Origin of the sequence: Thalassospira tepidiphila MCCC 1A03514 (genome assembly GCF_001662875.1) — a bacterium.
GTDB classification, from domain to species: domain Bacteria; phylum Pseudomonadota; class Alphaproteobacteria; order Rhodospirillales; family Thalassospiraceae; genus Thalassospira; species Thalassospira tepidiphila.
Genome location: NZ_JPVZ01000002.1, coordinates 219208 through 244037 on the forward strand (window position 1 = coordinate 219208; position 24830 = coordinate 244037).

The 24830-nt window shown below is 55.6% G+C and carries 24 protein-coding genes and 1 tRNA gene; 11 read left to right on the top strand and 14 right to left on the bottom strand.

Going from position 1 to position 24830, the window contains the following annotated elements; translation table 11 throughout:
* The first annotated feature begins 526 nt into the window (after window positions 1-526).
* The 3 genes from TH4_RS04995 (at window position 527) to TH4_RS05005 (ending at window position 5481) form a co-directional block, all read left to right on the top strand.
* A complete protein-coding gene (locus TH4_RS04995; protein ID WP_064780184.1) occupies window positions 527-1516 on the top strand; it encodes an adenosine kinase in 990 nt (329 codons plus the stop codon).
* 434 nt (window positions 1517-1950) lie between these two features.
* Window positions 1951-3762 carry a translational GTPase TypA gene (typA, locus tag TH4_RS05000; protein ID WP_063086392.1) on the top strand — a complete coding sequence of 604 codons (1812 nt, stop codon included), beginning with the start codon at window positions 1951-1953 and terminating at the stop codon, window positions 3760-3762.
* A 153-nt stretch (window positions 3763-3915) separates the two neighbouring features.
* The gene (locus TH4_RS05005; protein WP_064780185.1) at window positions 3916-5481 is read left to right on the top strand and encodes an AmpG family muropeptide MFS transporter; all 1566 of its coding nucleotides are present in this window, start codon (window positions 3916-3918) and stop codon (window positions 5479-5481) included.
* A 130-nt stretch (window positions 5482-5611) separates the two neighbouring features.
* On the opposite strand, the gene ptsN is transcribed toward TH4_RS05005, so the two are convergent.
* The 8 genes from ptsN to TH4_RS05045 form a co-directional block, all read right to left on the bottom strand.
* A complete protein-coding gene (ptsN, locus tag TH4_RS05010; protein WP_008888694.1) occupies window positions 5612-6076 on the bottom strand; it encodes a PTS IIA-like nitrogen regulatory protein PtsN in 465 nt (154 codons plus the stop codon).
* A gap of 38 nt (window positions 6077-6114) precedes the next feature.
* A complete protein-coding gene (gene hpf, locus TH4_RS05015) occupies window positions 6115-6711 on the bottom strand; it encodes a ribosome hibernation-promoting factor, HPF/YfiA family (RefSeq protein ID WP_008888695.1) in 597 nt (198 codons plus the stop codon).
* A 150-nt stretch (window positions 6712-6861) separates the two neighbouring features.
* Window positions 6862-8442, bottom strand: coding sequence for an RNA polymerase factor sigma-54 (gene rpoN / locus TH4_RS05020; protein WP_064780186.1), 1581 nt, complete (start codon window positions 8440-8442; stop codon window positions 6862-6864).
* Window positions 8443-8506: 64 nt separating this feature from the next.
* Complete coding sequence (gene lptB, locus TH4_RS05025; RefSeq protein WP_064780187.1) at window positions 8507-9340, bottom strand: LPS export ABC transporter ATP-binding protein; 834 nt, start codon at window positions 9338-9340, stop codon at window positions 8507-8509.
* Window positions 9341-9354: 14 nt separating this feature from the next.
* Window positions 9355-10248: an LptA/OstA family protein gene (locus TH4_RS05030; RefSeq protein ID WP_064780188.1), complete on the bottom strand. Its 894-nt coding sequence runs from the start codon at window positions 10246-10248 to the stop codon at window positions 9355-9357.
* 10 nt (window positions 10249-10258) lie between these two features.
* Window positions 10259-11014, bottom strand: a complete 756-nt coding sequence (lptC, locus tag TH4_RS05035; RefSeq protein ID WP_064780189.1) for an LPS export ABC transporter periplasmic protein LptC — start codon at window positions 11012-11014, stop codon at window positions 10259-10261.
* A gap of 3 nt (window positions 11015-11017) precedes the next feature.
* Window positions 11018-12037 (bottom strand): KpsF/GutQ family sugar-phosphate isomerase, encoded by a 1020-nt coding sequence (locus tag TH4_RS05040; RefSeq protein WP_209272095.1) that lies wholly within the window; start codon window positions 12035-12037, stop codon window positions 11018-11020.
* A gap of 161 nt (window positions 12038-12198) precedes the next feature.
* Window positions 12199-12813: a ribonuclease D gene (locus tag TH4_RS05045; RefSeq protein ID WP_008888701.1), complete on the bottom strand. Its 615-nt coding sequence runs from the start codon at window positions 12811-12813 to the stop codon at window positions 12199-12201.
* A gap of 239 nt (window positions 12814-13052) precedes the next feature.
* On the opposite strand from TH4_RS05045, the gene TH4_RS05050 reads away from it, so the two are divergent.
* Complete coding sequence (locus TH4_RS05050) at window positions 13053-13826, top strand: class I SAM-dependent methyltransferase (protein ID WP_083996980.1); 774 nt, start codon at window positions 13053-13055, stop codon at window positions 13824-13826.
* A gap of 55 nt (window positions 13827-13881) precedes the next feature.
* On the opposite strand, the gene TH4_RS05055 is transcribed toward TH4_RS05050, so the two are convergent.
* The 4 genes from TH4_RS05055 to rph form a co-directional block, all read right to left on the bottom strand.
* A tRNA-Leu gene (locus TH4_RS05055) sits at window positions 13882-13968 on the bottom strand.
* 170 nt (window positions 13969-14138) lie between these two features.
* Window positions 14139-15332 (bottom strand): radical SAM family heme chaperone HemW, encoded by a 1194-nt coding sequence (gene hemW / locus TH4_RS05060; RefSeq protein ID WP_064780192.1) that lies wholly within the window; start codon window positions 15330-15332, stop codon window positions 14139-14141.
* A gap of 108 nt (window positions 15333-15440) precedes the next feature.
* Window positions 15441-16040, bottom strand: a complete 600-nt coding sequence (rdgB, locus tag TH4_RS05065; protein WP_063086365.1) for an RdgB/HAM1 family non-canonical purine NTP pyrophosphatase — start codon at window positions 16038-16040, stop codon at window positions 15441-15443.
* A gap of 78 nt (window positions 16041-16118) precedes the next feature.
* The gene (rph, locus tag TH4_RS05070) at window positions 16119-16835 is read right to left on the bottom strand and encodes a ribonuclease PH (RefSeq protein ID WP_064780193.1); all 717 of its coding nucleotides are present in this window, start codon (window positions 16833-16835) and stop codon (window positions 16119-16121) included.
* Between the two features lie 305 nt (window positions 16836-17140).
* On the opposite strand from rph, the gene hrcA reads away from it, so the two are divergent.
* From hrcA to cobB, 3 genes are all read left to right on the top strand, one after another.
* Window positions 17141-18199: a heat-inducible transcriptional repressor HrcA gene (hrcA, locus tag TH4_RS05075; RefSeq protein ID WP_008888710.1), complete on the top strand. Its 1059-nt coding sequence runs from the start codon at window positions 17141-17143 to the stop codon at window positions 18197-18199.
* A 51-nt stretch (window positions 18200-18250) separates the two neighbouring features.
* Window positions 18251-18892 (top strand): nucleotide exchange factor GrpE, encoded by a 642-nt coding sequence (gene grpE, locus TH4_RS05080; protein WP_008888711.1) that lies wholly within the window; start codon window positions 18251-18253, stop codon window positions 18890-18892.
* A 128-nt stretch (window positions 18893-19020) separates the two neighbouring features.
* Window positions 19021-19767: a Sir2 family NAD+-dependent deacetylase gene (gene cobB, locus TH4_RS05085; RefSeq protein WP_064780194.1), complete on the top strand. Its 747-nt coding sequence runs from the start codon at window positions 19021-19023 to the stop codon at window positions 19765-19767.
* Window positions 19768-19775: 8 nt separating this feature from the next.
* Here the strand turns inward: cobB and TH4_RS05090 are convergent, their stop codons facing one another.
* The gene (locus tag TH4_RS05090) at window positions 19776-20456 is read right to left on the bottom strand and encodes an ArsR/SmtB family transcription factor (RefSeq protein WP_064780195.1); all 681 of its coding nucleotides are present in this window, start codon (window positions 20454-20456) and stop codon (window positions 19776-19778) included.
* A 90-nt stretch (window positions 20457-20546) separates the two neighbouring features.
* Between TH4_RS05090 and TH4_RS05095 the strand changes: the two genes are divergently transcribed.
* Both TH4_RS05095 and TH4_RS05100 read left to right on the top strand, forming a co-directional pair.
* Entirely contained in the window at window positions 20547-20873 is a 327-nt protein-coding gene (locus TH4_RS05095; RefSeq protein ID WP_064780196.1) for an NIPSNAP family protein, read from the top strand.
* A gap of 265 nt (window positions 20874-21138) precedes the next feature.
* The gene (locus TH4_RS05100; protein ID WP_064780197.1) at window positions 21139-21486 is read left to right on the top strand and encodes an antibiotic biosynthesis monooxygenase family protein; all 348 of its coding nucleotides are present in this window, start codon (window positions 21139-21141) and stop codon (window positions 21484-21486) included.
* Between the two features lie 23 nt (window positions 21487-21509).
* Here TH4_RS05100 and TH4_RS05105 read toward each other — a convergent pair whose 3' ends face one another.
* Window positions 21510-22472 carry a DMT family transporter gene (locus TH4_RS05105; RefSeq protein ID WP_064780198.1) on the bottom strand — a complete coding sequence of 321 codons (963 nt, stop codon included), beginning with the start codon at window positions 22470-22472 and terminating at the stop codon, window positions 21510-21512.
* A 246-nt stretch (window positions 22473-22718) separates the two neighbouring features.
* On the opposite strand from TH4_RS05105, the gene TH4_RS05110 reads away from it, so the two are divergent.
* A complete protein-coding gene (locus TH4_RS05110) occupies window positions 22719-23657 on the top strand; it encodes a LysR family transcriptional regulator (RefSeq protein WP_008888717.1) in 939 nt (312 codons plus the stop codon).
* A 61-nt stretch (window positions 23658-23718) separates the two neighbouring features.
* Window positions 23719-24714, top strand: coding sequence for a UDP-glucose 4-epimerase GalE (galE, locus tag TH4_RS05115; RefSeq protein WP_064780199.1), 996 nt, complete (start codon window positions 23719-23721; stop codon window positions 24712-24714).
* Window positions 24715-24830 lie beyond the last annotated feature (116 nt).

Below are 24830 nucleotides of genomic sequence, written 5' to 3' on the forward strand. Positions count from 1 at the left end.
CATTTTTTATTTGTATCTATCCAAAGACAAACCGGTTTGTCTCGAAACCTCTCCGTCGCAAAACCGGGCGAATCGGCGATTCAAAATCATATAAATCTTCTTGTTTCGACATTTTTACGGGGTTTTCGCACCATTTGCGCGCCGTTACCTGCGAAAAGTCTAAACAAAGCCCGAACCGTTGATTTCCGGGGCTTTGCGCCCGGCCGTTCTTGGCAGTGCGCATTCAGAATCAATTTTTGCAGTCGTGATCCGTAAATTCGAACCGGATCCAGATCGAATTTCACCGATCAGCTCCCAAAAAAACATCTTTTGCAGTTTTTTGACGAGGTTAAGGACAGGTTAAACGACCGGGCACGAAACAGTTGCAAAGCTTGCACCGAAAATCGCATTCCCTATACTCCGCAACAGTCAGTATCAGCGGCACTGAAAATGATCGCGGCCAACGCACGCGCGGCTTGGCCTAACGACTTTTCACTGTGCCGTGTAAATCAGGGTCTGAGCCCACATAACCGCAGGAATTTACTATATGAACGACACCAAATTCGACGTCGTCGGGATCGGCAACGCCATTGTCGACGTCCTTGCCCACTGCAAGGAAGAAGACCTTGCGCGTCTTGAGCTTGTCAAAAACGCCATGACCCTGATTGATGCCGACCGGGCCGATGCGCTGTATGACCAGATGGGTCCGGGCCTTGAGATGTCGGGCGGATCGGCTGGCAATACCATGGCTGGTATCGCAGCCCTTGGCGGCAATGGTGCCTATATCGGCAAGGTGCGTGATGATCAGCTGGGCCAGGTTTTCCGCCATGACATCCGCGCGATTGGTGTCGCGTTTGATTCTGCAGCCGCGACCGAGGGTTCCCCGACGGCGCGTTGCCTGATCTTTGTCACCCCGGATGGTCACCGCACCATGAACACCTTCCTCGGTGCCTGCACAGAGCTTGGCCCGGATGATATTGACGAAGACCTGATCAAATCGGCCAAGGTCACCTACATGGAAGGCTATCTGTGGGATCGCCCCGAAGCCAAGGATGCCTTTGTTAAGGCCGCCAAGGTTGCCCATGATGCCGGCCGTCAGGTTTCGATCAGCCTGTCTGATTCCTTCTGCGTTGATCGCCACCGCGAATCCTTCCGCGAACTGGTCGACGACCATATCGACGTCCTGTTTGCCAACGAGGAAGAAATCAAGTCGCTTTACGAGGTCGAGACCTTTGAAGAAGCACTGGCCGAAGTCCGCAAGCATTGCCGCGTTGCTGCCCTGACCCGCAGTGAAAAGGGTGCTGTCATCGTAAGCCAGGACGAACTTTATGAAATCAGCGCCGAACCGGTCGCCAAAGTGGTCGACACCACGGGTGCTGGCGATCTGTTCGCGTCGGGCTTCCTGTATGGCTACACCCAGGGTCACACCCTTGAGATCTGTGGTCAGCTGGGTGCGATCTGCGCGGCTGAGGTGATTTCGCATATGGGTGCGCGCCCGGATGCGGATCTCAAGGAACTGATCGCAAAGGCACTCTGATCGCTCTTTTATATAAAGAGTGCGGATGTTTGAAAGATTTCATGGGACGGCAACATTTCGTTGCCGTCCCGTTTTTTCTGTCGCGAAGGCCGGGTTTGCATGGCGCTGCAGCGCAACACAATCATTGACTTTGTCCAGAGTTTGGCGCAAACAGCCCGCATTGCAGAATAATCAACCCGACATGGCGCTTACAACGCTGGCCTTTCGCCTTAACATTGGCTATGACAGGGCGGCCTTCGGGTATATCTGCACGATTACGATCCGGGCCAGTAAACATTCAGCACATACGTTGATGTGGGTTTCCCACCGGTGATACCGGCGGCAACCATCGCGCTTGTTGCTGAATATCTACTGGCCTTGAAACACTTACTTACTGACCGATGCGCATGGGCATGACCCGGCGCGCGGCATTTTTATTTCTGGAGTCCGCGCCCATGAGCTTGCGCAATATCGCCATCATCGCCCACGTTGACCACGGCAAAACCACGCTGGTCGATTCCATGTTCCGCCAGTCCGGTGTCTATCGTGACAACCAGCGTGTTGACGAACGCGCCATGGACAGCAACGACCTGGAACGTGAACGTGGCATCACCATCGTCGCGAAACCGACGGCCGTTCAGTGGGGCGAAACCCGTGTAAACATCGTCGATACCCCGGGCCACGCCGATTTCGGTGGTGAGGTCGAACGTATCCTGTCCATGGTTGAAGGTGTTGTCCTGCTGGTTGACTCGGCCGAAGGCCCGATGCCGCAGACCAAATTCGTTCTGGGCAAGGCGCTTAAACTCGGTCTGAAGCCGATTGTTATCATCAACAAGATCGACCGTCCGGACCAGCGCGCCGAGGAAGTCCTCGACGAGATTTTCGATCTGTTCGTATCGCTCGAAGCATCCGAAGAACAGCTCGACTTCCCGGTTCTCTACGCATCCGGCCGTGACGGCTGGGCAGCTGAAAATCCGGAAGGCCCGAAAGAAAACCTGACCCCGCTGATGGAACTGGTTCTGAGCCACGTTCCGGCACCGGACGTTGATGAAAAAGCACCGTTTGCCATGCTGGCAACCATGCTGCATGCCGATAACTTCCTTGGTCGTATTCTGACCGGCCGTGTTTATCAGGGCCGTGCGAAACTCAACATGCCGGTGAAGGTTATTCGCGGCGATGGCACGGTTGAAACCGGTCGTCTGTCGAAACTGATGGGTTTCCGCGGTCTGGAACGTGTCCCCCAGGAAGAAGCCGTTGCCGGTGACATCATCGCGATTGCCGGTCTGACCGAAGCAACCGTGGCTGACACCATCTGCTCCACCGAAGTTACCACCGCAATCGAAAGCCAGCCGATCGATCCGCCGACCCTGGCGATGACCTTCTCGGTCAACAACTCGCCGCTGGCCGGTCAGGAAGGCGACAAGGTTACCTCGCGCATGATCCGTGCCCGTCTGGAACGCGAAGCCGAAGGCAACATCGCGATCAAGATCGGTGAAACCGAAGACAAGGACGCATTCGAGGTTGCCGGTCGTGGCGAACTTCAGCTGGGCGTTCTGGTGGAAACCATGCGTCGCGAAGGCTTCGAACTGTCGATCTCGCGTCCACGCGTTCTGTTCAAGGAAATCGACGGCGTTCTGTCCGAACCGTTCGAAGAAGTCCAGGTTGACGTTGACGAAGAATATTCCGGCGTCGTGGTCGAGAAAATGAGCCTGCGCAAGGCTGAAATGACCGACATGCGTTCTTCCGGTGGTGGCAAGACCCGTATCATCTTTATTGCGCCGTCGCGTGGCCTGATCGGGTATCACGGTGAATTCCTGACCGATACCCGCGGTACCGGCGTTATGAACCGCGTGTTCCATTCCTATGGCCCGGTCAAGGGCTCTATCGCCGGCCGTCGTAACGGTGCGCTGATCTCCAACGATCAGGGCGAAGCAGTGGCCTATGCCCTGTTTAACCTTGAAGATCGTGGCATCATGTTCATCGAACATGGCGAACGCGTCTATCAGGGCATGATCATCGGTGAACACAACCGTGACAACGACCTTGAAGTCAACGTGCTCAAGGGCAAGAAGCTGACCAACGTGCGTGCATCGGGCAAGGACGAAGCTGTTACCCTGACCCCGCCGCGTCGTATGTCGCTTGAAGAAGCGCTGTCTTACATTCAGGACGATGAACTGGTCGAAGTGACCCCGAAAAGCGTTCGTATCCGTAAGCTGCACCTTGATCCGAACGTGCGTAAGCGCGAAAGCCGCAAGAAAGAAGGCTAAGCCCTTCTCTTGCCAAGCCGAATTCAAAAAGGCCGGTCCATATGGATCGGCCTTTTTGCTGTTCGCGTTTTCGCCACACAGCCCGATGTTTCGGCTTTCCTTAACCTGTTTGCCCTAGCTTCATGACAGCATGCTTCAAGTTGGGGGAAATCGATGCGCAGCACAGAAAAACGAAGCTGGGGCGAGGCCTTTGGGGCCTTTATTCATCCGCGCGTGATCACGATGCTGTTTCTGGGACTGTCGGCCGGCATTCCCATCCTTCTGATTTTCTCCACCCTGTCGATCTGGCTGCGCGAAGCAGGTGTGGATCGTTCCACCGTCACCTATTTCAGCTGGGCAGCACTTGGCTATTCTTTCAAGTTTGTCTGGGCGCCGCTGATTGACCGTCTGCCCCTGCCGGTTTTGCACGGCATTCTGGGCCGTCGGCGCAGTTGGCTGATCATTGCCCAGGGCGGCATCATCGCCGCCATCCTGTGGATGGGACTGACCGACCCTGCAGAAAACCTGACCATGATGGCCTTTGCCGCGGTTGCGCTTGGTTTTGCCTCTGCCACCCAGGACATTGTTATTGACGCCTATCGCATCGAGGCCGCCGATGCCGACCTTCAGGCGATGATGAGTTCGGCCTATATAGGTGGTTATCGCATTGGCATGATCGTCGCTGGTGCCGGGGCCCTGACCATTGCCGGATTGTTTGAAGCCGAAGGTACCTATCAACACCATGCCTGGACGGTGGCCTATGCCTGCATGGCACTTGCGATGTGTGTGGGCGTGATCACCACCCTTCTTGTCAGCGAGCCCAAGGTCGTAAAGCTCGACAGCAAATATTTCCACGAAACATCTGACTATGTCCGGTTTCTGGCGATGTTCGGGCTTACCGTGATCGCCTTCATCCTTGCCAATGTCTATGCCGGTGAAATCACCAATCCGCTAAAAACCGCCCTGACTGACGGCGGCATGATCAGCGAGTTGTCAGGCTTTATTGCCGGTACCGTCAAACTGGCCATTTCGGTCGGATTTGCCATCCTTGTTGCCTGGCTCACCACCCGGGTTGGCCTGACACCGACCGGCATGGTTCAGGAAACCTATATCTCGCCGGTCAAGGACTTCATTGACCGATATGGCAAGGCCGCCATCGTCATCCTGGCCCTGATCGGGGTGTATCGCATCGCCGATATCGTTATGGGCGTGATGGCCAACGTGTTTTACACCGACCTTGGTTATTCCAAGGAAGAAATCGCCGCCGTTTCCAAGACATTCGGCCTGTTCATGACCATTGGCGGCAGTTTCCTGGGCGGGGTTCTGTCTGTCCGCTATGGCGTGGTGCGGATCCTGTTTCTTGGCGCGTTGTTATCGGCGATCACCAATGTCCTGTTTGCCTTCATGGCACAGCTTGGCCCCGACACCACGATGTTTGTCGTTGTCATCATGGCCGATAACTTGTCGGGTGGTCTCGCAACGGCAGCCTTCATCGCCTATCTGTCGGGCCTGACCAATATCTCGTTCACCGCGATGCAGTACGCGATCTTCAGTTCGATCATGACCCTGTTCCCGAAAATCCTTGCCGGCTTCTCGGGCACGGTGGTTGATGCGGTCGGATATAGCTGGTTCTTTATCGGCACAGCCGTGATCGGCATTCCGGTGCTTTATCTCGTTGTTCTGGCCGCGCGCCTGACAGACGTAAAGGACCCCGAAGAACCCAAGACCGCCGAAGCCTGATCAGGCCAAAAGCCCCACTCGGTCTACCGAAGGGTCCACTATCCCAAAACAAAACCGGACGCCCAATCAGGCGTCCGGTTTTTTAAATCTTGTGTCTGTTACGGGGGTTACCCGCCACTCACTGACCTTTTCAGGCGGCCTGTTCGGCCTCGTCCTGGGTCAGCAATGCGTAAATCGCATCTGCAGATCCGGCACCGCGGAGCTTGTCGCACATGCCCTGGTTGCGCAGCAGACGGGAAATCCGTGCCAGTGCCTTCAGGTGATCAGCACCGGCTTCTTCGGGCGCAATCAGCATGCAGAAAAGGTCGACCGGGTGTTCATCAACCGCGTCAAACTCGATCGGATTGCCTGCACGGGCAAAGACCATATACAGGCGGTCCAGATCATTGAGCTTGCCATGCGGAATCGCGACACCGCCACCGACACCGGTACTGCCAAGCTTTTCACGGTCAAGCAGGACAGAGAAAATCTCGCTTGCAGGGCGGCCGGTAACTTCGGCGGCCTTTTCGGCAAGTTCCTCAAGCACAGCCTTCTTCGCACCGGCACGCAGTGCCGGAATAACTCCGGACGGAGTAAGAATAGATGATATGTCCATTTTTCGCGTTGCGTTGTTTGGCTCGGAATCTGTGTCTGTCACGCGCCACTCGCTTCATTATCGTTTGGGTCCAACCAGCCGATATTTCCGTCCGAGCGACGATATACAACGTTCAGTCCGCCATGTTTGCCATTCCGGAACATAAGCGCCGGAATGTCCCCCAAGTCGAGCCGCATGACAGCTTCCCCAACGGAAAGCGTATCGATGCGATCGGGTGTCTCGGCAACAATCACTGGCTCGAAACCATTTGTGTGATTATCGTCCGTTTGATCTTCATCTTCCTGTGCGATCACATAGTGGATCGCCTCCAGGCGAGCCTCCTCATAGTGGTCACGGGTTGCGTGATGGTCACGCAGGCGTCGTTTATAACGCCGCAACTGTTTGGCCACTCTGTCACAGGCTGCATCAAACGCGGGATAAACCTCGTTCGCTGATGCCTTGGCCTGAACCATCATGCCCTTGCCGACATGGACCGAAATCTGCGCGTGATAGAGATGTGCCTGTTTGGTGACAGTCACCGTGGCTTCAATCGCGTGATCGAAATACTTCTCTACTGCAGGGTCCAAGGTCTCGACGACGTGCTGGCGAAAAGCATCGCCAACGTCAAGTTGCTTACCGATAACCGTAATTTGCATGGATCGCCTATCCCCGGTTGAGTGACATACCAGTTTGGTGCCCCTCTCGTAGGTGGGCGCACCATATTCCCTCGTCATTACCAAGTCAAGATATGGGTATGTTCCCTTGAATTACAGCACCTTAAGGTGCGTTTTTTCGATAAATTCGTGCTAGGAAGCACGTGATTTTTTCTCGCGCCGACGCTGCACTGACGATGGGATGCGCATCGCTTCGCGGTATTTTGCCACTGTTCGACGCGCGATGTCGATCCCTTCCTTGCCCAGAAGCTCAACCAGTTTGTCATCCGACAAAATCTTCTTGGGTTCTTCGTTGTCGATCAAGGACTTGATCCGGTGACGCACCGCTTCGGACGAATAGGCGTCCCCACCATCTGAAGATGAAATTGCCGTGGTGAAGAAATATTTCAGCTCGAACATGCCGCGCGGTGTTGCCATGAACTTGCCGTTGGTTACACGTGAAACCGTACTTTCATGCATGCCGATTGCTTCGGCGATGTCGCGCAGGATCAGTGGCCGCAGATGCGCAACCCCGTGGGTAAAGAACCCGTCCTGCTGGCGCACGATTTCGCTGGCGACCTTCATGATCGTGGTCGCACGCTGATGCAGCGCCTTGACCAGCCAATTCGCACTTTGCAGCTTCTCACTCATGAAGCCGCGCTCTTCGCGATCACGCAAACCCGACCCGATCTGGGCGACATAGTCTTCATTGACCAGAACCCGCGGCAGGGCTTCGGAATTCAGTTCCAGGTGCCAGTTGCCATTGCCCGCCGCACGCATCAAAACGTCCGGGATCACCGGGGTTGCGATTTCGCCATCGGCGGTCTTGCCCGGGCGCGGATCAAGGGTTTTGATCTCGGCGATCATGTCATGGAGATCATCCGAATCGACGCCGCACACCCGACGCAGGCGATCAAAGTCCCGCTTGGCCAGCAAATCAAGATTGGCCAGAAGGGCCGCCATCGCCGGATCAAACCGGTTGAGTTCGCGCAGTTGCAATTCCAGACATTCCGCCAGATCGCGGGCAAAAATGCCAACCGGGTCAAAGCCCTGCATGACCTTCAGAACGCGTTCGACATCCGCGATATCGCATTCAAGGGATTCGGAAACTTCATCAAGATCGCCGCTGATATAGCCATTTTCATCAAGCATATCGATCAGGTAACTGCCGATCATACGCGACGTGGCATCGGCAAAAGCGATATTGAGCTGATCATCAAGGGTCTGGCGCAATGTCGCTTCATCGGCCAGCGTTTGCTCAAGCCCCGGAAGGTCATCCCCACCTGCGGCCGAACCGCCGGCACCGCCACCCGCACCCCCGCTATAGGGCGCGGAATAATCATGACTGCCTGAAACCGGTTCACCGTTGCGGGTGATTTCACCCTCGCCGCCATAAAGCGCGTCGCTTGAAACATCCAGCGGGCCGTCATCACTGCCCATGGTTTCGCTGGACGTCAGGCGATCGGTGCCGAACCGGTCATCGCGGTCAGTGAAATTGTCGTTTGATCGGCTATCAAGGCCTTCATCGCCATTGCCAACCGCACCATCACCGGCCTCGGCATAGGTCTGGCCGGGATCGGCCCGCTCCAACAGCGGGTTTTCCATCAGTTCACTGTCGATGAAATTGGAAAGCTCAATATTATTGAATTGCAGCAGTTTGATTGCCTGCTGCAGCTGGGGAGTCATGACAAGTGACTGGGACTGGCGTAGATCCAGACGCGCCTTCAGGGCCATTTATGCACTACCCCGTGTCAATCCGAACTCCCCCTAGACTTGGTTGACGGTCTGGTGGGTGTTATCAAAGGCTGAAACGATCGCCCAGATAAACCCTTCGTACATCGTCGTTTCTGACGATTTCCTCAGGACCACCTTCCATCAGAACCCGACCATCATGCAAGATATATGCCCGGTCGATAATGTCTAGAGTCTCGCGCACATTGTGGTCAGTAATCAAGACCCCAATGCCACGATCTTTCAGATGACGTACAAGATCGCGAATATCACCCACTGCAATCGGGTCAATCCCGGCAAGTGGTTCATCAAGCAGAACAAAGTTCGGATGGGCTGCCAAGGCACGCGCGATCTCGCAACGGCGACGTTCCCCGCCCGAAAGGGCCAGAGCCGGTGTGCGGCGCAAATGTTCGATGGCAAATTCTGCCAGAAGGTCTTCAAGCGACTGTTCGCGCTTGATGCGGTCATCCTCGACCACTTCAAGCACGGCCATGATGTTCTGTTCAACCGTCATACCGCGGAAGATCGAGGCTTCCTGCGGCAAATAGCCGATTCCCATGCGCGCACGCTGATACATCGGCATCATGGTGATATCGCGCCCATCAAGGGAAATCGTGCCACGGTCTGCGGCAATCAGGCCGGTAATGATATAGAAACTGGTGGTCTTGCCGGCCCCGTTCGGCCCCAGAAGACCGACCGCTTCGCCGCGCTGCACCGAAACCGAGACATCTTTCAGCACCGGGCGCTTTTTAAAGCTCTTGCCCAGATTATGCGCCACAAGACCCTTGTTGGTGGTGATCAGGCGCGGGCCGCTTGCCCCGCCTTCAGTTGGCTGTGCGCTGCCAGATACAGCTGTCGCCTTTGCGTTGTCGGATTTTACGCTTTTGCGCGACCAGAACAAATGACCGACCTTTCTCAGTTACCGGTCCCGGCATCGGCCGGGCTGTTGTTTTCGTCTTTTTGCGGAACCAGAAGGCCCCGAACGCGGGTTTTGCCATCGCCATTACCGTCAGCCGTCAGACGACTGATCCCGGTATTCAGATCGACCACGGCACGATCCCCGTTCAACTGGTTCTCCCCGCGGGTGATCTTAACCGATCCGATAAGGGTGGCGATACCTGTTTTCGCATCATAAACACCCTGATCGCCGACAACAAACTCTGTTGCTGTGCGAATATTCACATTGCCCTGCCCGTCAATGCGGCGCAATTCATTTGCGCCATCCGAACCGGCCTCAAAGCGCGCGGTCAAAACATCACCGCGCAGCGTGCGATCTTCGGACACCGCAACCGCATCACCGCGTGCAACCGCGACACGCTCCGTCTCCCAATATTCAAGGCTGTCGCGCGCGGTCAGGGTTTCATTGGGCGTGCTGTATTTAAGGTTATCACCGGTCAGAACAACCACGGCCTCGTCAATGTCATAGACCGCTCGATCACCGACCGCGACATCGGTATCGGACGACAATTTGACATTGCCAACCGCAATGATGCGGTAAATCTCGCTACTGCCGTCGCGATCACGATAGAGCGCCTGCAACTCGTCGGCATCGACGCGCGAGGAACCCCGTTTGGCCACCGCATTGCCACGGGCAATCAGGATCTGTTCATTGCGGCGCCATTCGATGCCGTTATCAGACTCGACTTCAAGTCCGCCACTGCCGTTCTGGGCCAAACCCAACGGATTGGCCGCAGCATCCTTTGCCATGGCCGACAGGCCAAGCGCGGCCGCACCCAGCATAAGGCCCCCCAGCAAAAGGGGTGTCAGCAGCGTTCCAGTCTTGCGGGCGAGATGCGGCATCGCAATCATGACTTCCCTCTCATTGCTCCGTCGAATTCAATGCACTGTCGAAAACCACCAGCCGGGATTTCCCCAAAAAGCGGATCACCGCCCCCTTGTCTTCAAGCTCAAACCCGGAATCCGATGCAATGGTGCCAAACGGCCCCTGCCCGTCAACCGGCACATCACCGCTGGCACTGCCGGAATTCATGGCGATTTCAGCTTCCTCGGTGTGAATTTCAAAACCGTTGTCGTGGTACATATTGACCGTACCCACCAGATCAAGCATCCCGTCGGTTTCGGTATAGAAGCCTTCGTTGGCGGTCATCGCAATCCACGATCCGTCATTCAGCGTGATGTCGGCCTGCGGACCGGACAGATAGACATGATCGGGCCGTGTTTCGGTTGCGTCAGTTTCCACCGCTTCGCTGGCGGTCACCGTGAAGGGCTGGCGATTGCCATCCACGCCAAAGAAGCGCGGATTGCTCATCGCAACATTTTCCATCAGATCCTCGGGCGAGGTCGAAAAGCCAAGCCGAAAACCACTATCCTGAACCTGTTCGATCTGCGGCCACAAAACCACCAGCGCCATGATCGTCATTGCGATCAGCGGCAGCACGAATTTCAGCATATTGACGATGACACGCCGGAACGGATTGATCCGCACATTGCGCCGGGCCGAGGGCATGCGATCACGCGAAAAGCCACGCTCTTGGCGCGCCTGACGTTCGTCATGCGCTGCTGCCTTCTGGCTTTTTTCGCGGTCTTCGAACTGTGGCGTGCCCTCTATGCTCATGCGTTATGCCACCCCAACGCGCAACAGATCATGGATATGAACAAGGCCCACCGGCACACCACCGTCATCCAAGACAAACAGGGATGTAATCGAACGATCATTCATGATGGCTAGTGCCTCAACCGCCAGGGCATCAGCACTGGTCACTTTCGGCCCAGTGGTCATGACATCACCCACCTTCATCGCCACCAGATTATCGGCCATGTGACGACGCAAGTCGCCATCGGTCACGATCCCGGCCAGAACACCGGCATCATCAACCACACCGACACAACCAAACGAATGGCTGGTCATGGTTACAAGCGCCTCGGCCATCAGGGCATCGGGCGAAATCAGCGGCAGGGTATCAACCCCGTGCATCACATCATGGACATGCAGCAACCGCTGACCCAGCTTGCCACCGGGGTGGAACGTGCGGAAATCTTCGGATGAAAAGCCGCGCCGCTCCATCAATGTCACCGCCAGCGCATCGGCAAGGGCCAGCATGGCGGTGGTTGATGTCGTCGGTGCCTGCTTGTTCGGGCAGGCTTCCGGGCTTGCCGGCAGGACCAGCGGGCAATCGGACTGCTTGGCAAGCGAGCTTTCCGGTTTGCGGGTCATGCCAATCAACGGCACGTTAAAGCGCCGGGTAAAGGCAATGATATCGGACAGTTCCGGGGTTTCGCCCGAATTGGACAGGGCCAGAACCGCATCATCCTTGCCAATCATGCCCAGATCACCGTGGCTGGCCTCGGCCGGATGCACGAAAAAGGACGGGGTACCGGTCGAGGCAAAGGTCGCGGCAATTTTCTTGGCAATATGGCCGCTTTTGCCCATGCCGGTGACAACCAGACGGCCTTTCAGGCCCTCGATCAGGTTGATAACGTTGCAGAACTCACCATTAAGCGAGTCTGCAAGCTCGCGCAGCGCATTGGCCTCGATATCAAGAACACGGCGCGCGATGGCAAGATCGGCGTCACTCGCCGGTGCTGGCACTTTGGGGGACTCGTTTGAGATGTCTTTTGAGACTGGGGTCACTGTCATCTGTTTCTTGTTAGCGTTTCCCGCCCGGAGGTAGGCTATTTGACCCATCTTGCAAGATCATTGGGCCAAAACTATGAACCCGGTTGGCGTGGGGGTCAATTCTATTGCATCCCCCATACACCGCCAATCTTCACAGATGGTTAACCGACCCTATGCCGAACTTATGAATGGGCAAAAATATCGGTTTCTTCCCAGCCCGCCAGATCAAGCGTCGCTCGGGTCGGCAGGAAGTCAAAACAGGCCTGCGCGATCTCGGTGCGCCCTTCGCGCGCCAGACGACGATCCAGCTCTTCCTTGGCCTTGTGCAGATACAAAACGTCCGAGGCCGCGTAATCGATCTGTTCCTTGGAAAGCTCAGCCGCACCCCAGTCGGAGCTCTGCTGCTGCTTGGAAATCTCGACCCCGACGGTCTCGCGCAGCACATCCTTCAGACCATGACGGTCGGTATAGGTGCGCACCAATTTGGAGGCAATCTTGGTGCAATAGACCGGCGCGCAACGCACGCCGAGATATTTGTCCATTACTGCGATGTCAAAACGCCCGAAATGAAACAACTTCAACACAGACGGATCAGCCAGAAGCTTTTTCAGGTTCGGCGCGCTGTAATCTTCCCCATCAAACTTGACCAGATGGGCATTGCCATCCCCGCTTGAAAGCTGCACGACACACAAACGGTCGCGGTGCGGGTTAAGGCCCATGGTCTCACTGTCAATGGCTACGACCTTTCCAAGATCAAGGTCACCCGGCAGATCTCCGAGATGGAGGAAATTGGTCATCGCGGTTCTCCAAATGTCAAAATTTGCCTGTTCTTAACACAGCAAACCGCGCATCGCACCGCAAAAGTCGAAGGATTTACTCTCAAATTTTTCCCTAAACGCAAGCAGCAGACTCATTTTTGAGTGCCCACCGGTTAAAAGCGCGATCTCACAACTACAAGGTAAAAACTTAATTTAACTTTTAACATCTATTGTCTCAAAAATAGACTGCAATCCTGCGCAAAAATGAAGGTACCGCGATGTCAATTTCGGAAATGCCGGTCTTCACGGCCCACAATGTTCGTCTTGATAACGGACAGGAAACAAAACCGGACGAGTCCAATACAGTCGATCAGTTCCCTTGGTTCGTTAGCACCGGGAAACTTATCGATACTGTTTTCCCCGGAAGCAAAAAAGGCGTCAGCGTCGTAGATCTTGGCTGTCTTGAAGGTGGTTACACGGCGGAATTTGCCCGCATGGGAATGGATAGCCTCGGCATTGAAGTTCGTGAAACAAACTTTGCATGCTGTGAGTATGTCAGGGAGCACACAGATCTTCCCAATTTGCGGTTTGCAAAAGATACGGTTCTCAATATCGAAAAGTATGGTGAGTTTGATATCAGCTTTTGTTGTGGCCTTCTTTATCACCTCGACCAACCAAGAGCATTTCTGGAAAAACTGGCAAAACAGACCCGCAAGCTTCTAATCTTGCAAACCCATGTTTCACTGGCAGAAGACGGCAAACGAGAATTCCCACTATCCGAAAACACCACGAACGAGGGCCTGCCGGGTCGCTGGTACGGTGAGTTCTCACCACAAACCAGCGCAGAGCAACTTGAGCAATTGCGCTGGGCGTCTTGGGAAAACAACAAATCGTTCTGGGTACGTCGCGAATACTTGCTGGAACTGATTCACAAAATCGGGTTTGACCTCGTTTTTGAACAGTTCGACTCACTTGCACCAAACATCGCGGCAAGCCTTGAAGCCAGCAAAACGATGTCCCAACGCGTTACGTTCATTGGGATCAAGTCCTGAATATTTTTTAGCCCAAAACGACAATACCCCAGCACATCTGAAATGTGCTGGGGTATGGTGCCCAGGAGAAGACTCGAACTTCCACGGCCTAATGGCCACTGGCACCTGAAGCCAGCGCGTCTACCAATTCCGCCACCTGGGCATAGGGGCTTGCGGTATTTGTTCGGGCGGTGCCCGCCGGAACGGGGCGGAATATACGCGGTCAGGCTTAAGTGTCAACCAACTTTTTGATGGTTTGGTGAAACTTCCTGCAACCGGTTGCGGGTACGCGCCAATCGCCCGGTTTTTGTTGGCGTTTTGCCGGTTTCGGCCTTACACCGCGTGGTCGAATAAATAGGCCAGAACACCGTTCAAACGGTTTCTGCCCTGATCGGTGGCACGCAGCCCCGAAGAATCACAGATCAGATCACCGGACTCGATCAGGGTTTCGAGCCGATCCGACGCCAAAACATCACGCGGACCCTTGCCGATAATCCGTTCAAACCGTGCAGCCGGGATGGTTTCATTGAGCCGAAGGCCCATCATCACCATTTCAAGCAGGCGTTCATCCGCCTCAAGCGCGGTTTCTTCCTGTGTGCCATGGCCATGCTTTTCCACCCGGTCCAGCCAGATATCAGGCGCACGGTGACGACGCACTGCCATCGGCGTGATATTGCCATCGGCACCGACCACTGCTTCACGGCCATGCGCACCCGGTCCAATACCCAGATAATCGCCATAGCGCCAGTAAACCAGGTTATGGCGGCTTTCCTGTCCCGGTTTGGCGTGGTTGGACACCTCATAGCAGCGATAGCCGGCCCGCTCGGTTTCTTCCTGGGTGATCTCGTAAAGTTCGGTCGCAAGGTCTTCGTCCGGCACGACCAGATCGCCGCGCTGATGCAGGGTATAGAACTGTGTGCCCGGCTCAATGGTCAGCTGATAAAGCGAGATATGGCCATTGGCGATGCCAAGCCCCTCGCGCAATTCTGCCCGCCAGGCCTTCGGATCGTGTTCCGGGCGGGCATAGATCAGATCAAACGAAAAACGATCAAAGACCGATGTCGCAACTTCCAAGGCCCGCATGGCTTCCTCGGCACTGTGCAGGCGACCAAGGAATTTCAGGTCGCGGTCATTAAGCGCCTGAATGCCTATCGAAACCCGGTTGATCCCGTTGGCTGCAAAGGCCGAAAAACGGTCAATTTCGACCGTGCCCGGATTGGCTTCGAGCGTGATTTCAAGATCATCCGTCACCAGCCAGAAAGATTTGATGTCCTCGATCAAGGCCCCAGCGGTTTCCGGGTCCATCAGGGACGGCGTGCCGCCGCCAAAGAACACCGATCCCACTGTCCGCCCCGGATGACGGGCCGCACCATGTGCAAGCTCCGCCCGGAGCGCCTTGCGCCAGCGCGCGTGATCAACACTGTTCGCCACATGGCTGTTGAAATCGCAATACGGGCATTTCGACAGACAGAACGGCCAGTGGATATAAATGCCAAACGGCACGGTTTCACTTGAGGCTGCGGACACGCGGGACTCTTTTCAAACGCGGGATGTTGGCCGATAAACTAACACGCACCGCCGATGATGACATCCGCGATGCGTGCATAAGTTCAATGCAGGTGGTTAAACCTGAAATCAGTCTTCGAAGCAGGCCTTGACCAACTGGCGGAAGGCATCGGCCCTGTGGCTCATTTCATGCTTTTTCGCCGGGTCCATTTCGCCAAAGGTTTCCCCGTAACCCTTGGGCTGGAAAATCGGGTCATAGCCAAAGCCATGCGGGCCGCGTTTGGGCCAGACGATTTCGCCCTCAACCCGGCCTTCGAAATTCTCGACATGCCCGTCCGGCCATGCCAGCGACAGGGCACAGATGAACGATGCCCGGCGATCCGGATGATCACCAATACCGTTCTTGACCTTTTCCATCGCCATGTCGAAATCCTTGTCCGGCCCGGCCCAGCGCGCGGAATAAATCCCCGGTGCGCCATCAAGGGCAGAAACCGCCAAACCGCTGTCATCGGCAAGGGCCGGAAGATTGGCGCCATTGGCCGCAGCGGTTGATTTCAGCTGCGCATTGCCAATGAAGGTTTTTTCGGTTTCTTCGGGTTCGGGCAGGTCAAGCTCACCGGCCGAGAAGACCTCGATGCCAAACGGTTCAAGAAGTTCGGCGATTTCCTTGATCTTGCCTTTGTTGTGGCTGGCGATGACGAGTTTTTTTTCCGTGAAACGACGGGCCATGGTCTTGCCTGAAACTGCGATATCCAACTGATGCGAAAAAACGGCAGGCCCGATGCCCGCCGTTAATACTACGGTGCCTTAAAGACCAAGCGCCTCACGCTGCTTGGCGAACAATTCCTTGCAGCCTTTTTCCGCCAAAGCGAACATCTGATCATAGGATGCACGATCAAACGGCACGTCTTCGGCGGTTGCCTGTACCTCGACAATGCCGCCACTGCCCGCCAGCACGAAGTTGGCATCGGCCCCGGCATTGCTGTCTTCGGCATAATCAAGATCAAGCACCGCTTCACCTTCATAGATGCCGCATGAAATCGCTGCGACCGGCTGAGTCAGCGGGATTTCCTTGATCAGGCCAAGACGACGCACGCCCTGAAACGCCAGATGGGCGGCAACATAGGCACCGGTGATCGATGCGGTGCGCGTACCGCCATCGGCCTGAATGACATCGCAATCAAGGCGCATCTGCATTTCGCCCATAGCCTTCATATCGGCAACCGCGCGGATCGAACGACCGATCAGGCGCTGAATTTCCTGGGTACGGCCAGACTGACCACCGCGCGCGGCTTCGCGCTGCATGCGGCTATCGGTTGCGCGCGGCAGCATGCCGTATTCGGCGGTGATCCAGCCCTTGCCGGAATTGCGCATCCAGCCCGGCACTTTGTCTTCGACCGTGGCGGTACAGATCACATGCGTGTCGCCGAATTTGATCAGACACGAGCCTTCGGCATATTTGGAAACGCCGGTTTCAATCGTTACATCGCGAAGCTGATCGGGGGTACGGCCGGAAGGGCGCATGAGAAGGAACCTCTTGGTTGTCTGGGCTTGCGTTCGTGGCGATTTGATTGTCCGCGCACGAAGCGAAACTGTCCTGAAAAATTTGGCCCAAAGTAAGATGTGACCCACCAAACGTCCAGCAGTTTCCCCGGATGTTTTTATCTGTTCTGGTGCAATCCTGGCGCAAAGCAGTTAAACCAACAACTTCGACCAAACTTACAAGCATGGCTTAGCAATAGGTCGTGCAATTGACGCAATGCGTTTGCCTGACTAAATTCTCCTCACGTTTTACGCTTCATCCATCTGGATCAATTGGCACGCAACACATGGCGCATTTTGACGATACATTGCTGGGCGACATGAATGCGCGGTCACGTGAAGTGTTCCGCCAAATTGTCGATGCCTATGTCGAAACCGGTGAACCGATCGGATCGCGGTCAATTGCGCGTCGCATGTCGGAAAACCTTTCGGCGGCGACCATTCGCAATGTCATGTCCGATCTTGAAGAAATGGGTCTTCTGGTCGCGCCGCATATTTCGGCCGGGCGCCTGCCCAGTGAAAAGGGCCTGCGCCTGTTTGTGAATGCCCTGATGGAAGTTGGTGACCTTCCGAATGCCGAACGTGACCAACTGACCAAAAACTGCGAACAAGCAGGCTATTCACTCGATCAGATGCTGGGCGAAGCAACCACGATGTTGTCTGGCCTGTCGCGCTGTGCCGGGCTGGTGGTCGCACCCAAGACCGATGGCATTCGCTTAAAACAGATCGAATTTGTCGCCCTGTCACCGGGCAAGGTTCTGGCCGTTCTGGTGGCCCATAATGGCAGTGTCGAGAACCGAATCCTTGATGTTCCGCCTGATTTGCCCGCCTCGGCATTGACAGAAGCGGCAAACTATCTAAATACCCGGTTGGCTGGAAAGACGCTTGATGATGCGCGCCTTTTAATGACAAAGGAGCGTGATCGTCTCAAGCAGGAGCTTGATGAACTTTCCGCCAATCTGATTGATGCGGGCCTGGCAACATGGGCCGGCGGGGTCAAGGGATCGTCCCTGATTGTGAAGGGGCAATCCCAGCTGCTGGAAAATATCGATACGATTGAACAGCTTGAGACCGTGCGCCGCCTGTTTAACGTGCTTGAAGCCCGCGATCAGATGATTGAATTGCTCGATGTGACGACGGATGCCCAGGGTGTTCAGATTTTCATCGGGTCGGAGAATAAACTGTTCGGCGGATCGGGTCTTTCGATGGTGATTTCGCCCTATCAGAATGCTGAAGGCAGCATTGTGGGTGCAATCGGGGTTGTCGGACCGACCCGGATCAATTATGCCCGGATCATTCCGCTGGTCGATTACACCGCCAAGCTGGTCGGTCGACTGATTGGATAAATCGCGGCGCTGCGTGTCAGGCCGCATAACGTGAAAGTAGCAAGGTTAGCCATGTCGGAAACCGCAAAAAACACTCCGGAAGATCTGCAGGACGTCAATGCAGAGGAAACCGCTTCTGAAGAGGTCGCAGCAGAGGCGACCGAGGAAGTTGTTGAGGACGCCGCACCCCAGGACCCGATCGCCGCACTTGAAGCCGAAGTCGCGGAGCTCAAGGACCGTCTGCTGCGCCAGGCCGCCGAGGTGGAAAACACCCGCCGCCGCGCCAAAAAAGACGTCGAGGATGCCGGCAACTACGCCATTACCAAATTTGCCCGCGACCTTTTGGATGTCAGCGACAACCTGCGCCGCGCGCTTGATGCTGCGGGCGATACGTCCAATGCCGATCCGGCGATGAAAACCCTGTTTGACGGGGTTGAAATGACCGAACAGGCCCTGCAAAAGGCGCTTGAAAAGAACGGCATCGAAAAGCTTGAACCGCTTGGTGAAAAGCTTGACCCGAACAAACATCAGGCCGTGTTTGAACTGCCGCATCCGGAATATCCTGACGGCCATGTCGCACAGGTCATGCAGGCCGGTTACGTGCTTAAGGGCCGTTTGCTGCGCCCCGCCATGGTCGGTGTGACCAAAAATCCGGGCGGTGAAAAACCAAGCCAGACCGACACCCCGGGCGGCAACGTTGATACCTCTGCCTGAGGCCATCAAAGAAGATAAACCGGTTTTAGCGGATCGGTTTCGCATTCACCCCTGCCAGACAGACTTGGCGGGGGTGTTTTGTTTGCATTAGGCTACCGGCACTGATCACCAGCACAGGACCGCACACCATGCCGCTTCGCCCCGACCTGATCGATATCCTGCGCGATGAAAACGCCCCGATTGTCATCCTGACCGGGGCTGGCATTTCCAAGGAAAGCGGCCTGCATACCTTTCGCGATCCTGATGGCATCTGGGCGAGATACGATATTTCCGAGGTCGCAACGCCCGAGGCCTTCGTGAGTAATCCCGATCTGGTGCATCATTTTTATAATGACAGGCGCGCTGGCTTGCATGACCCGGATGTTCAACCCAATGCCGCCCATCTGGCTCTGGCACGGCTAGAGGGCGAATGGCCCGGTGATGTGCTTCTGGTAACCCAGAACATTGATGATCTGCATGGTCGGGCCGGGTCCAAAAACCTCATCCACATGCATGGCGAGCTTTTGAAAATCCGCTGCATTCACTGTGATCTGCTGACCGATTGGCCGGGTGACCTTGCCAAGGAAACCCCGTGCCCAAGTTGCGGCAAGCCCGGTGGATTGCGCCCGCATGTAGTGTGGTTTGGCGAGATGCCCCTTGAGATGGAACGCATTTATGCTGCCCTTGGCGATTGCGGGCTTTTCATCTCCATCGGGACATCGGGCAATGTCTATCCGGCTGCCGGGTTTGTGCAGGTCGCCCACGAGGAAGCCGGGGCTGAAACGGTCGAGCTCAATCTCGAACCCAGTTCGGGTGCGACACTGTTTGATCACAGCCGCTATGGTCCCGCCACCGAACTGGTCCCGACCTTTGTTTCTGCCCTGCTCGGTGATTGATAGCTGGCCTAGGGATTGATCAAATCACGGAATGATTTTTCGCCCGCATCACTGAACCGCACAACGCGCGACTCCGGAATCCGTCGGGCCCAACCCAAATCATAGAACCGGTCGAGCAACGCCGCGCCGAATGATCCGGCCAAATGCGATTGCCGGGCACTCCAATCAAGGCATTCCCGGCATAGAGGTCGGCGCTTGGCCCGCAAGCCATCCAGATCAATGCCAAACGTGTTGGCAAAATCGATCCCGGCCGGTGTCAGGGCAACACCATTGATGTTGCTTTCAATCAGTTTGCGTTTGGCAAGGCCGTCAAACAGCGCCACCCCCATATCCCCGGCCAGATGGTCATAACAAACCCGTGCCTTGCGCAGTTCCGGATCCTTGGGCCCGGTGCGCACGCGGTTATGCCCGACCCGATTGGCAATCCCCATCAGGATTTCCAGTGCCTCGACAATATCAGGGCCGCTGAGCGTGAAATAACGATGCCGCCCCTGTTTGCGCGGCACAACGATCTGACCGGCTTCAAGCTTTGCCAGATGCGAGCTTGCGGTTTGCGGTGTCACACCGGCTTCTTGGGCCAGCTCGGCCGCGGTCAATGCCCGACCACTCATCAGGGCTGTCAGCATATTTGCGCGCGCCGGATCGCCAAGCAATGCGGCCACGCGGGCAATATCGGGTCCTTCTTTCATAGTTCGATGCTAATCGAAGCATTAACGCGCGGCAATCGGGATAATGGGTCACGTCACCCAACAAGATGTTTCTCCTGAAAGGACGCTGCCATGATTACCTGCTTCATTCGCTACGAAATCGACCCGTACAAAAAAGACGCCTTCATGGAATATGCGCGGAACTGGGGGCAGGCCATCCCGCGTTGCGGGGCGGACCTTGTCGGCTATTTCGCCCCGCATGAAGGATCAGTCTCGACCGCCTATGGTATCTATCATTTGCCCGATCTGGCATCCTATGAAGCCTATCGCGCGCGGTTGAAAGATGATCCCTTGGGCCGCGAGAACTATGAATTTTCCCAGCGAGAGAAATTCATCCTGCGCGAAGAACGCCAGTTTCTGAAAATTGCCTCCACCCCGCATAAGGGTCAGGACCTATGAATTTAGTTAGAATGGTCGCTCAGATCTGTGCGGATACGCGAAGCGAAACCGCAGGAAGATATCCATCTTTCAAGGTTTTGCGACAAAGTAGTCCGTGCATATCTGAGGGATCCGACGGACAGGGTTTATATTTGCAAACTCCCGCGTCAAATCCCTTGCACGGGATACCAACCCGCCCGGCGGGATTTTTCTTGGATTTCACAAATATAAACCCTGCCATTCGAACCAAATTCATAGGTCCTGACCCTGAGGAGCTGATCAAACCATGATTGCCGTCATTTTCGAGGTTACCCCGCACGATGGACGCTATGACGATTACCTTGCGATTGCCGGTGATCTCAAGCCCGCGCTTGAAACCATGGATGGCTTTATTTCGATCGAACGGTTTCAAAGCCTGACCAATCCCGGCAAGGTTCTATCGCTGTCCTTCTGGCGCGATGAGGACGCAATTGCCGCCTGGCGCAATCTGGGCGAGCACCGTACCGCCCAGATCAAGGGACGGCACAAGATTTTTGAAGATTACCGTTTGCGGGTGGCCGGTGTGATCCGTGATTACGGCCTTCATGACCGTGATCAGGCCCCGGATGACTCCCGCGCGCAACACGATCAGTGATCGGCAATGTCGATTGCCGACGCTCAGGCCTTTGCCGGTTTCGGGGATGCTTCTTCATCCCCGATTTCGCTACTCTCGGCAAATTCGGCAAATTCTTCTTCCACGGCATCCTCGACCGCTTTGGCACCGCCCTTGTAATCAAGCAGCATCACGGCCAGCACCACGATGCCGGCACCGATAAAGATGACCGGCACGGGCAGCATGTCAAAGAAGATCAAATCCATCGCCACCGAAAATGGCAGGGCCGTATAGGCCGCAGGCGACACCACACTGGCATCCGCAACCCGCACTGCACGTAGCACCATGTAGTTGGTCAGCATGGCAAAGAAACCGGCACCCGACGCATAAAGCCAATCAGCCATTGAGGCCGGATACCAGGTGATCATCGCAATCGGCACCCAGATCGCAACCGCGATGATCTGAGGCCAGAAGAGCATGGAAAAATTGGTTTCGGTCCGGGTCAGCACCTTGGCAAACAAAGTCTGGGCGGAAAAACAGAACGCCCCGATCAGGGCTGCGGCAACACCAAGCGGCACGCCAAAGCCATCCATGCGCGGGAAACACATCACCCACACGCCAACAAGGCCCAGAAGGGTTGCGATGATTTTGCGCGGGGTCAGTTTCTCGCCGAGAATCACCACCGCCAACATCACGGTCAGCAAGGCTTCGATAAACAGATAGGCATTGACCTCGGCGATGCTCATCTGGCGCAGCGCAAAGAACACAAAGAACAGCGACCCGTACCACAAAACGCCACGCGCAATATGCGCAACAGGGCGGCGCGTGCGGATCTGGCGCGTGCCGATAAACATGATGATGACCAGGAACACCGCAACGGTGGTCAGGGCACGCATCGCAAGGATCTGCGAGGTCGGCACATCATGCGAAACAAGCTTGGCACAAACATCGACAAAAACGCCTGATGCCATGGCAGCCGTCATCCACAGGACACCGCGGAAATTTCCGCTCAGTCGCGTTGCGGTCATGGTCAATCCCGGTTTCGAAAGAAATGTTGGGGTTTCCGGCAGTCGGGGGGAGGCTGCTTACGTGGTGGCGCAAGGAGGCATAAGTCATTACGGCCGGAAACCCTGTATGACGATGATATTGCCTGCTTGTTTGGAAAAATACGAATGAAGCTTTTTCAGCCATTGTTGAGATTTTTTTTGCCCACTTTTCGATCAGGCCTGATAGACAGAATAAAAGACAGTAATGCTCTCCGGATGGAACCCACGATGCGCAGAAAGCTCCCACCGTTGCGCGCCCTTGTCGCCTTTGAAGCCACTGCACGCCATCAAAGCGTGAAGGGGGCCGCAGAAGAATTGCATGTCACGCAAAGTGCGATCAGTCATCAGCTCCGCCAGCTTGAAGAAAACCTTGGCGTGGTGCTCTTTACCCGCAAGGGCCGTGGATTGACCCTTACAAAGTCGGCCGAGCTGCTTTTGCCCCGCCTGACCGAGGCGCTTGATGGCATTGCCGATATCACTGGTGAAGTCGGCCCGGACAAGGGCAAGGCAATCCGCATCGGGGCGCTGGCGACCCCGGCCCTCACTGTGCTGTTGTATGAGCTTGATAACCTGCGCGACCGGCTGCCCGCCGATATTCCGGTACAATTTCGCAAGATCGAATTTGATGACGGTCTTGATCCGCTTGAAATTGATCTCGCCCTTCAGATCGCGCCAAAGGACCTGCCCGGTCCCGAAGACTGGATTACCGAGCTTCTGACCCCTGAAGTCTATACCGCCTTTGCCGCCCCGGAATGGCTCGCCAAGCGCGGCTATGATGCCAGCAATGTTGACGTCGCGACACTCGGCCCGCGAGATATCCTGTTGATCGACAGCGACAGCGAACAGTTCTCCCAGATCGAACAATGGTTCAAGGATGCCAGCTTCTCGCTGGCTGATTGCTGGACCTTCAGCCACCATATCTGGGCGCTTGAGGCCGCACGTGCCGGTCAGGGCATCGTTGCCAGCACCGATGTTGTTGCGCGCAATTACGTTGAGCGCGGTGAACTGGTGCCACTTAATTTCCCGGATTTCATTTCGCACTGGTGGTATCGCCTGCTGATCCGCCCGGCCCGCGAAAAAGACCCGATCGTAATCGAAGCCGCCAACTGGATCCGCGAACTCATCAACCCGAAAACCGCATCACTTGCGCGCAAAAAGGTGATGTGAGCATATTTTTTGCTTCGCGTTCTCTCACCGCGGCTCAGGAAAAAAGTAGAAATTCCATTTCATGCAAAACATTTTGATAACAGGCGGTGCGGGATATATCGGATCGCACATTTGCCTCAAGCTTCAGGAAAATGGCTATCGACCGGTTGTGTTTGATAACCTTTCAAACGGTCACCGCGATGCTGTTTCCCCAGATGTTCCGTTTATCCACGCCGATATTCGCGACAGTGCCGCCTTGAATAAGGCCTTTGATGATTTCAAGCCTGCCGCCGTCATTCACATGGCCGCCCTGATTGAAGCTGGCGCGTCAATGGTCGAACCGGCCCGGTTTTATGAAGTCAACACTGCCGGGGCGTTGAACCTGCTCGAAGCGATGCGGCACAATGGCTGCAAACACATTGTGTTTTCGTCAACGGCAGCTGTCTATGGCAATCGGGATGAAGGGCTGCTGTCCGAGACGCTTGAGGTCCGCGCGGAAAACCCCTATGGCCGCTCAAAAGCCATGGTCGAAACCATGCTTAGGGACTACGCCGATATATACGGCTTTCACGCCATTGCCCTTCGCTACTTCAATGCTGCGGGCGCCGACCCGGAAGGCCGCACGGGCGAAAGGCATGATCCCGAAACCCACCTTATCCCGCTGATTTTGCAAACAGCCTCTGGTCAACGCGATCACATAAAAATCTTTGGCACAGACTATGACACGCCCGACGGGACCTGCATTCGCGATTATATTCACGTCGATGATCTTGCCAGCGCGCACGTCAAGGCGCTTGCGCATGTCATCGCGTCCGAGAATGCTGCTTTCGATGCCGTCAATATCGGCACAGGCGAAGGCTGTTCGGTCAAAGAGATCATCGAACTTTGCAAAGAGATCACCGGTCAGGATTTCGGTGTGATAGAAGATGCGCGTCGCCCCGGAGACCCCGCCAAACTGGTTGCAAACCCAGCCAAGGCGCAAGACATGTTTGGTTGGTGGGCCGACTATCCGTCGCCACGCCAGATCATTGCGCATGCCTGGGCCTATCATCAGAAAAACATGGCGAAAACCCGGTAAACCAGACGCTCAGTGATCTTTACAGGCGCGTGAAAGTATCAATTCTGTATTGATCGTCAGAGCAGTCGGAAATACTGTCTGCTCACACTGATTTGGTGCTTCCGGTAACGGACACC

Excerpts from the sequence above, each read along its gene's own strand:
- TH4_RS05040 (WP_209272095.1), bottom strand. The coding sequence starts at position 12,037 with ATGACAGTGACCCCAGTCTCAAAAGACATCTCAAACGAGTCCCCCAAA.
- cobB (WP_064780194.1), top strand. The coding sequence starts at position 19,021 with ATGCCGCTTCGCCCCGACCTGATCGATATCCTGCGCGATGAAAACGCC.
- TH4_RS05005 (WP_064780185.1), top strand. The coding sequence starts at position 3,916 with ATGCGCAGCACAGAAAAACGAAGCTGGGGCGAGGCCTTTGGGGCCTTT.
- TH4_RS04995 (WP_064780184.1), top strand. The coding sequence starts at position 527 with ATGAACGACACCAAATTCGACGTCGTCGGGATCGGCAACGCCATTGTC.
- hpf (WP_008888695.1), bottom strand. The coding sequence starts at position 6,711 with ATGCAAATTACGGTTATCGGTAAGCAACTTGACGTTGGCGATGCTTTT.
- rph (WP_064780193.1), bottom strand. The coding sequence starts at position 16,835 with ATGCGCCCTTCCGGCCGTACCCCCGATCAGCTTCGCGATGTAACGATT.
- grpE (WP_008888711.1), top strand. The coding sequence starts at position 18,251 with ATGTCGGAAACCGCAAAAAACACTCCGGAAGATCTGCAGGACGTCAAT.
- galE (WP_064780199.1), top strand. The coding sequence starts at position 23,719 with ATGCAAAACATTTTGATAACAGGCGGTGCGGGATATATCGGATCGCAC.
- TH4_RS05105 (WP_064780198.1), bottom strand. The coding sequence starts at position 22,472 with ATGACCGCAACGCGACTGAGCGGAAATTTCCGCGGTGTCCTGTGGATG.
- ptsN (WP_008888694.1), bottom strand. The coding sequence starts at position 6,076 with ATGGACATATCATCTATTCTTACTCCGTCCGGAGTTATTCCGGCACTG.
- TH4_RS05030 (WP_064780188.1), bottom strand. The coding sequence starts at position 10,248 with ATGATTGCGATGCCGCATCTCGCCCGCAAGACTGGAACGCTGCTGACA.
- hrcA (WP_008888710.1), top strand. The coding sequence starts at position 17,141 with ATGGCGCATTTTGACGATACATTGCTGGGCGACATGAATGCGCGGTCA.
- lptC (WP_064780189.1), bottom strand. The coding sequence starts at position 11,014 with ATGAGCATAGAGGGCACGCCACAGTTCGAAGACCGCGAAAAAAGCCAG.
- TH4_RS05100 (WP_064780197.1), top strand. The coding sequence starts at position 21,139 with ATGATTGCCGTCATTTTCGAGGTTACCCCGCACGATGGACGCTATGAC.
- TH4_RS05050 (WP_083996980.1), top strand. The coding sequence starts at position 13,053 with ATGTCAATTTCGGAAATGCCGGTCTTCACGGCCCACAATGTTCGTCTT.
- TH4_RS05090 (WP_064780195.1), bottom strand. The coding sequence starts at position 20,456 with ATGAAAGAAGGACCCGATATTGCCCGCGTGGCCGCATTGCTTGGCGAT.
- rdgB (WP_063086365.1), bottom strand. The coding sequence starts at position 16,040 with ATGGCCCGTCGTTTCACGGAAAAAAAACTCGTCATCGCCAGCCACAAC.
- TH4_RS05110 (WP_008888717.1), top strand. The coding sequence starts at position 22,719 with ATGCGCAGAAAGCTCCCACCGTTGCGCGCCCTTGTCGCCTTTGAAGCC.
- TH4_RS05045 (WP_008888701.1), bottom strand. The coding sequence starts at position 12,813 with ATGACCAATTTCCTCCATCTCGGAGATCTGCCGGGTGACCTTGATCTT.
- TH4_RS05095 (WP_064780196.1), top strand. The coding sequence starts at position 20,547 with ATGATTACCTGCTTCATTCGCTACGAAATCGACCCGTACAAAAAAGAC.
- rpoN (WP_064780186.1), bottom strand. The coding sequence starts at position 8,442 with ATGGCCCTGAAGGCGCGTCTGGATCTACGCCAGTCCCAGTCACTTGTC.
- typA (WP_063086392.1), top strand. The coding sequence starts at position 1,951 with ATGAGCTTGCGCAATATCGCCATCATCGCCCACGTTGACCACGGCAAA.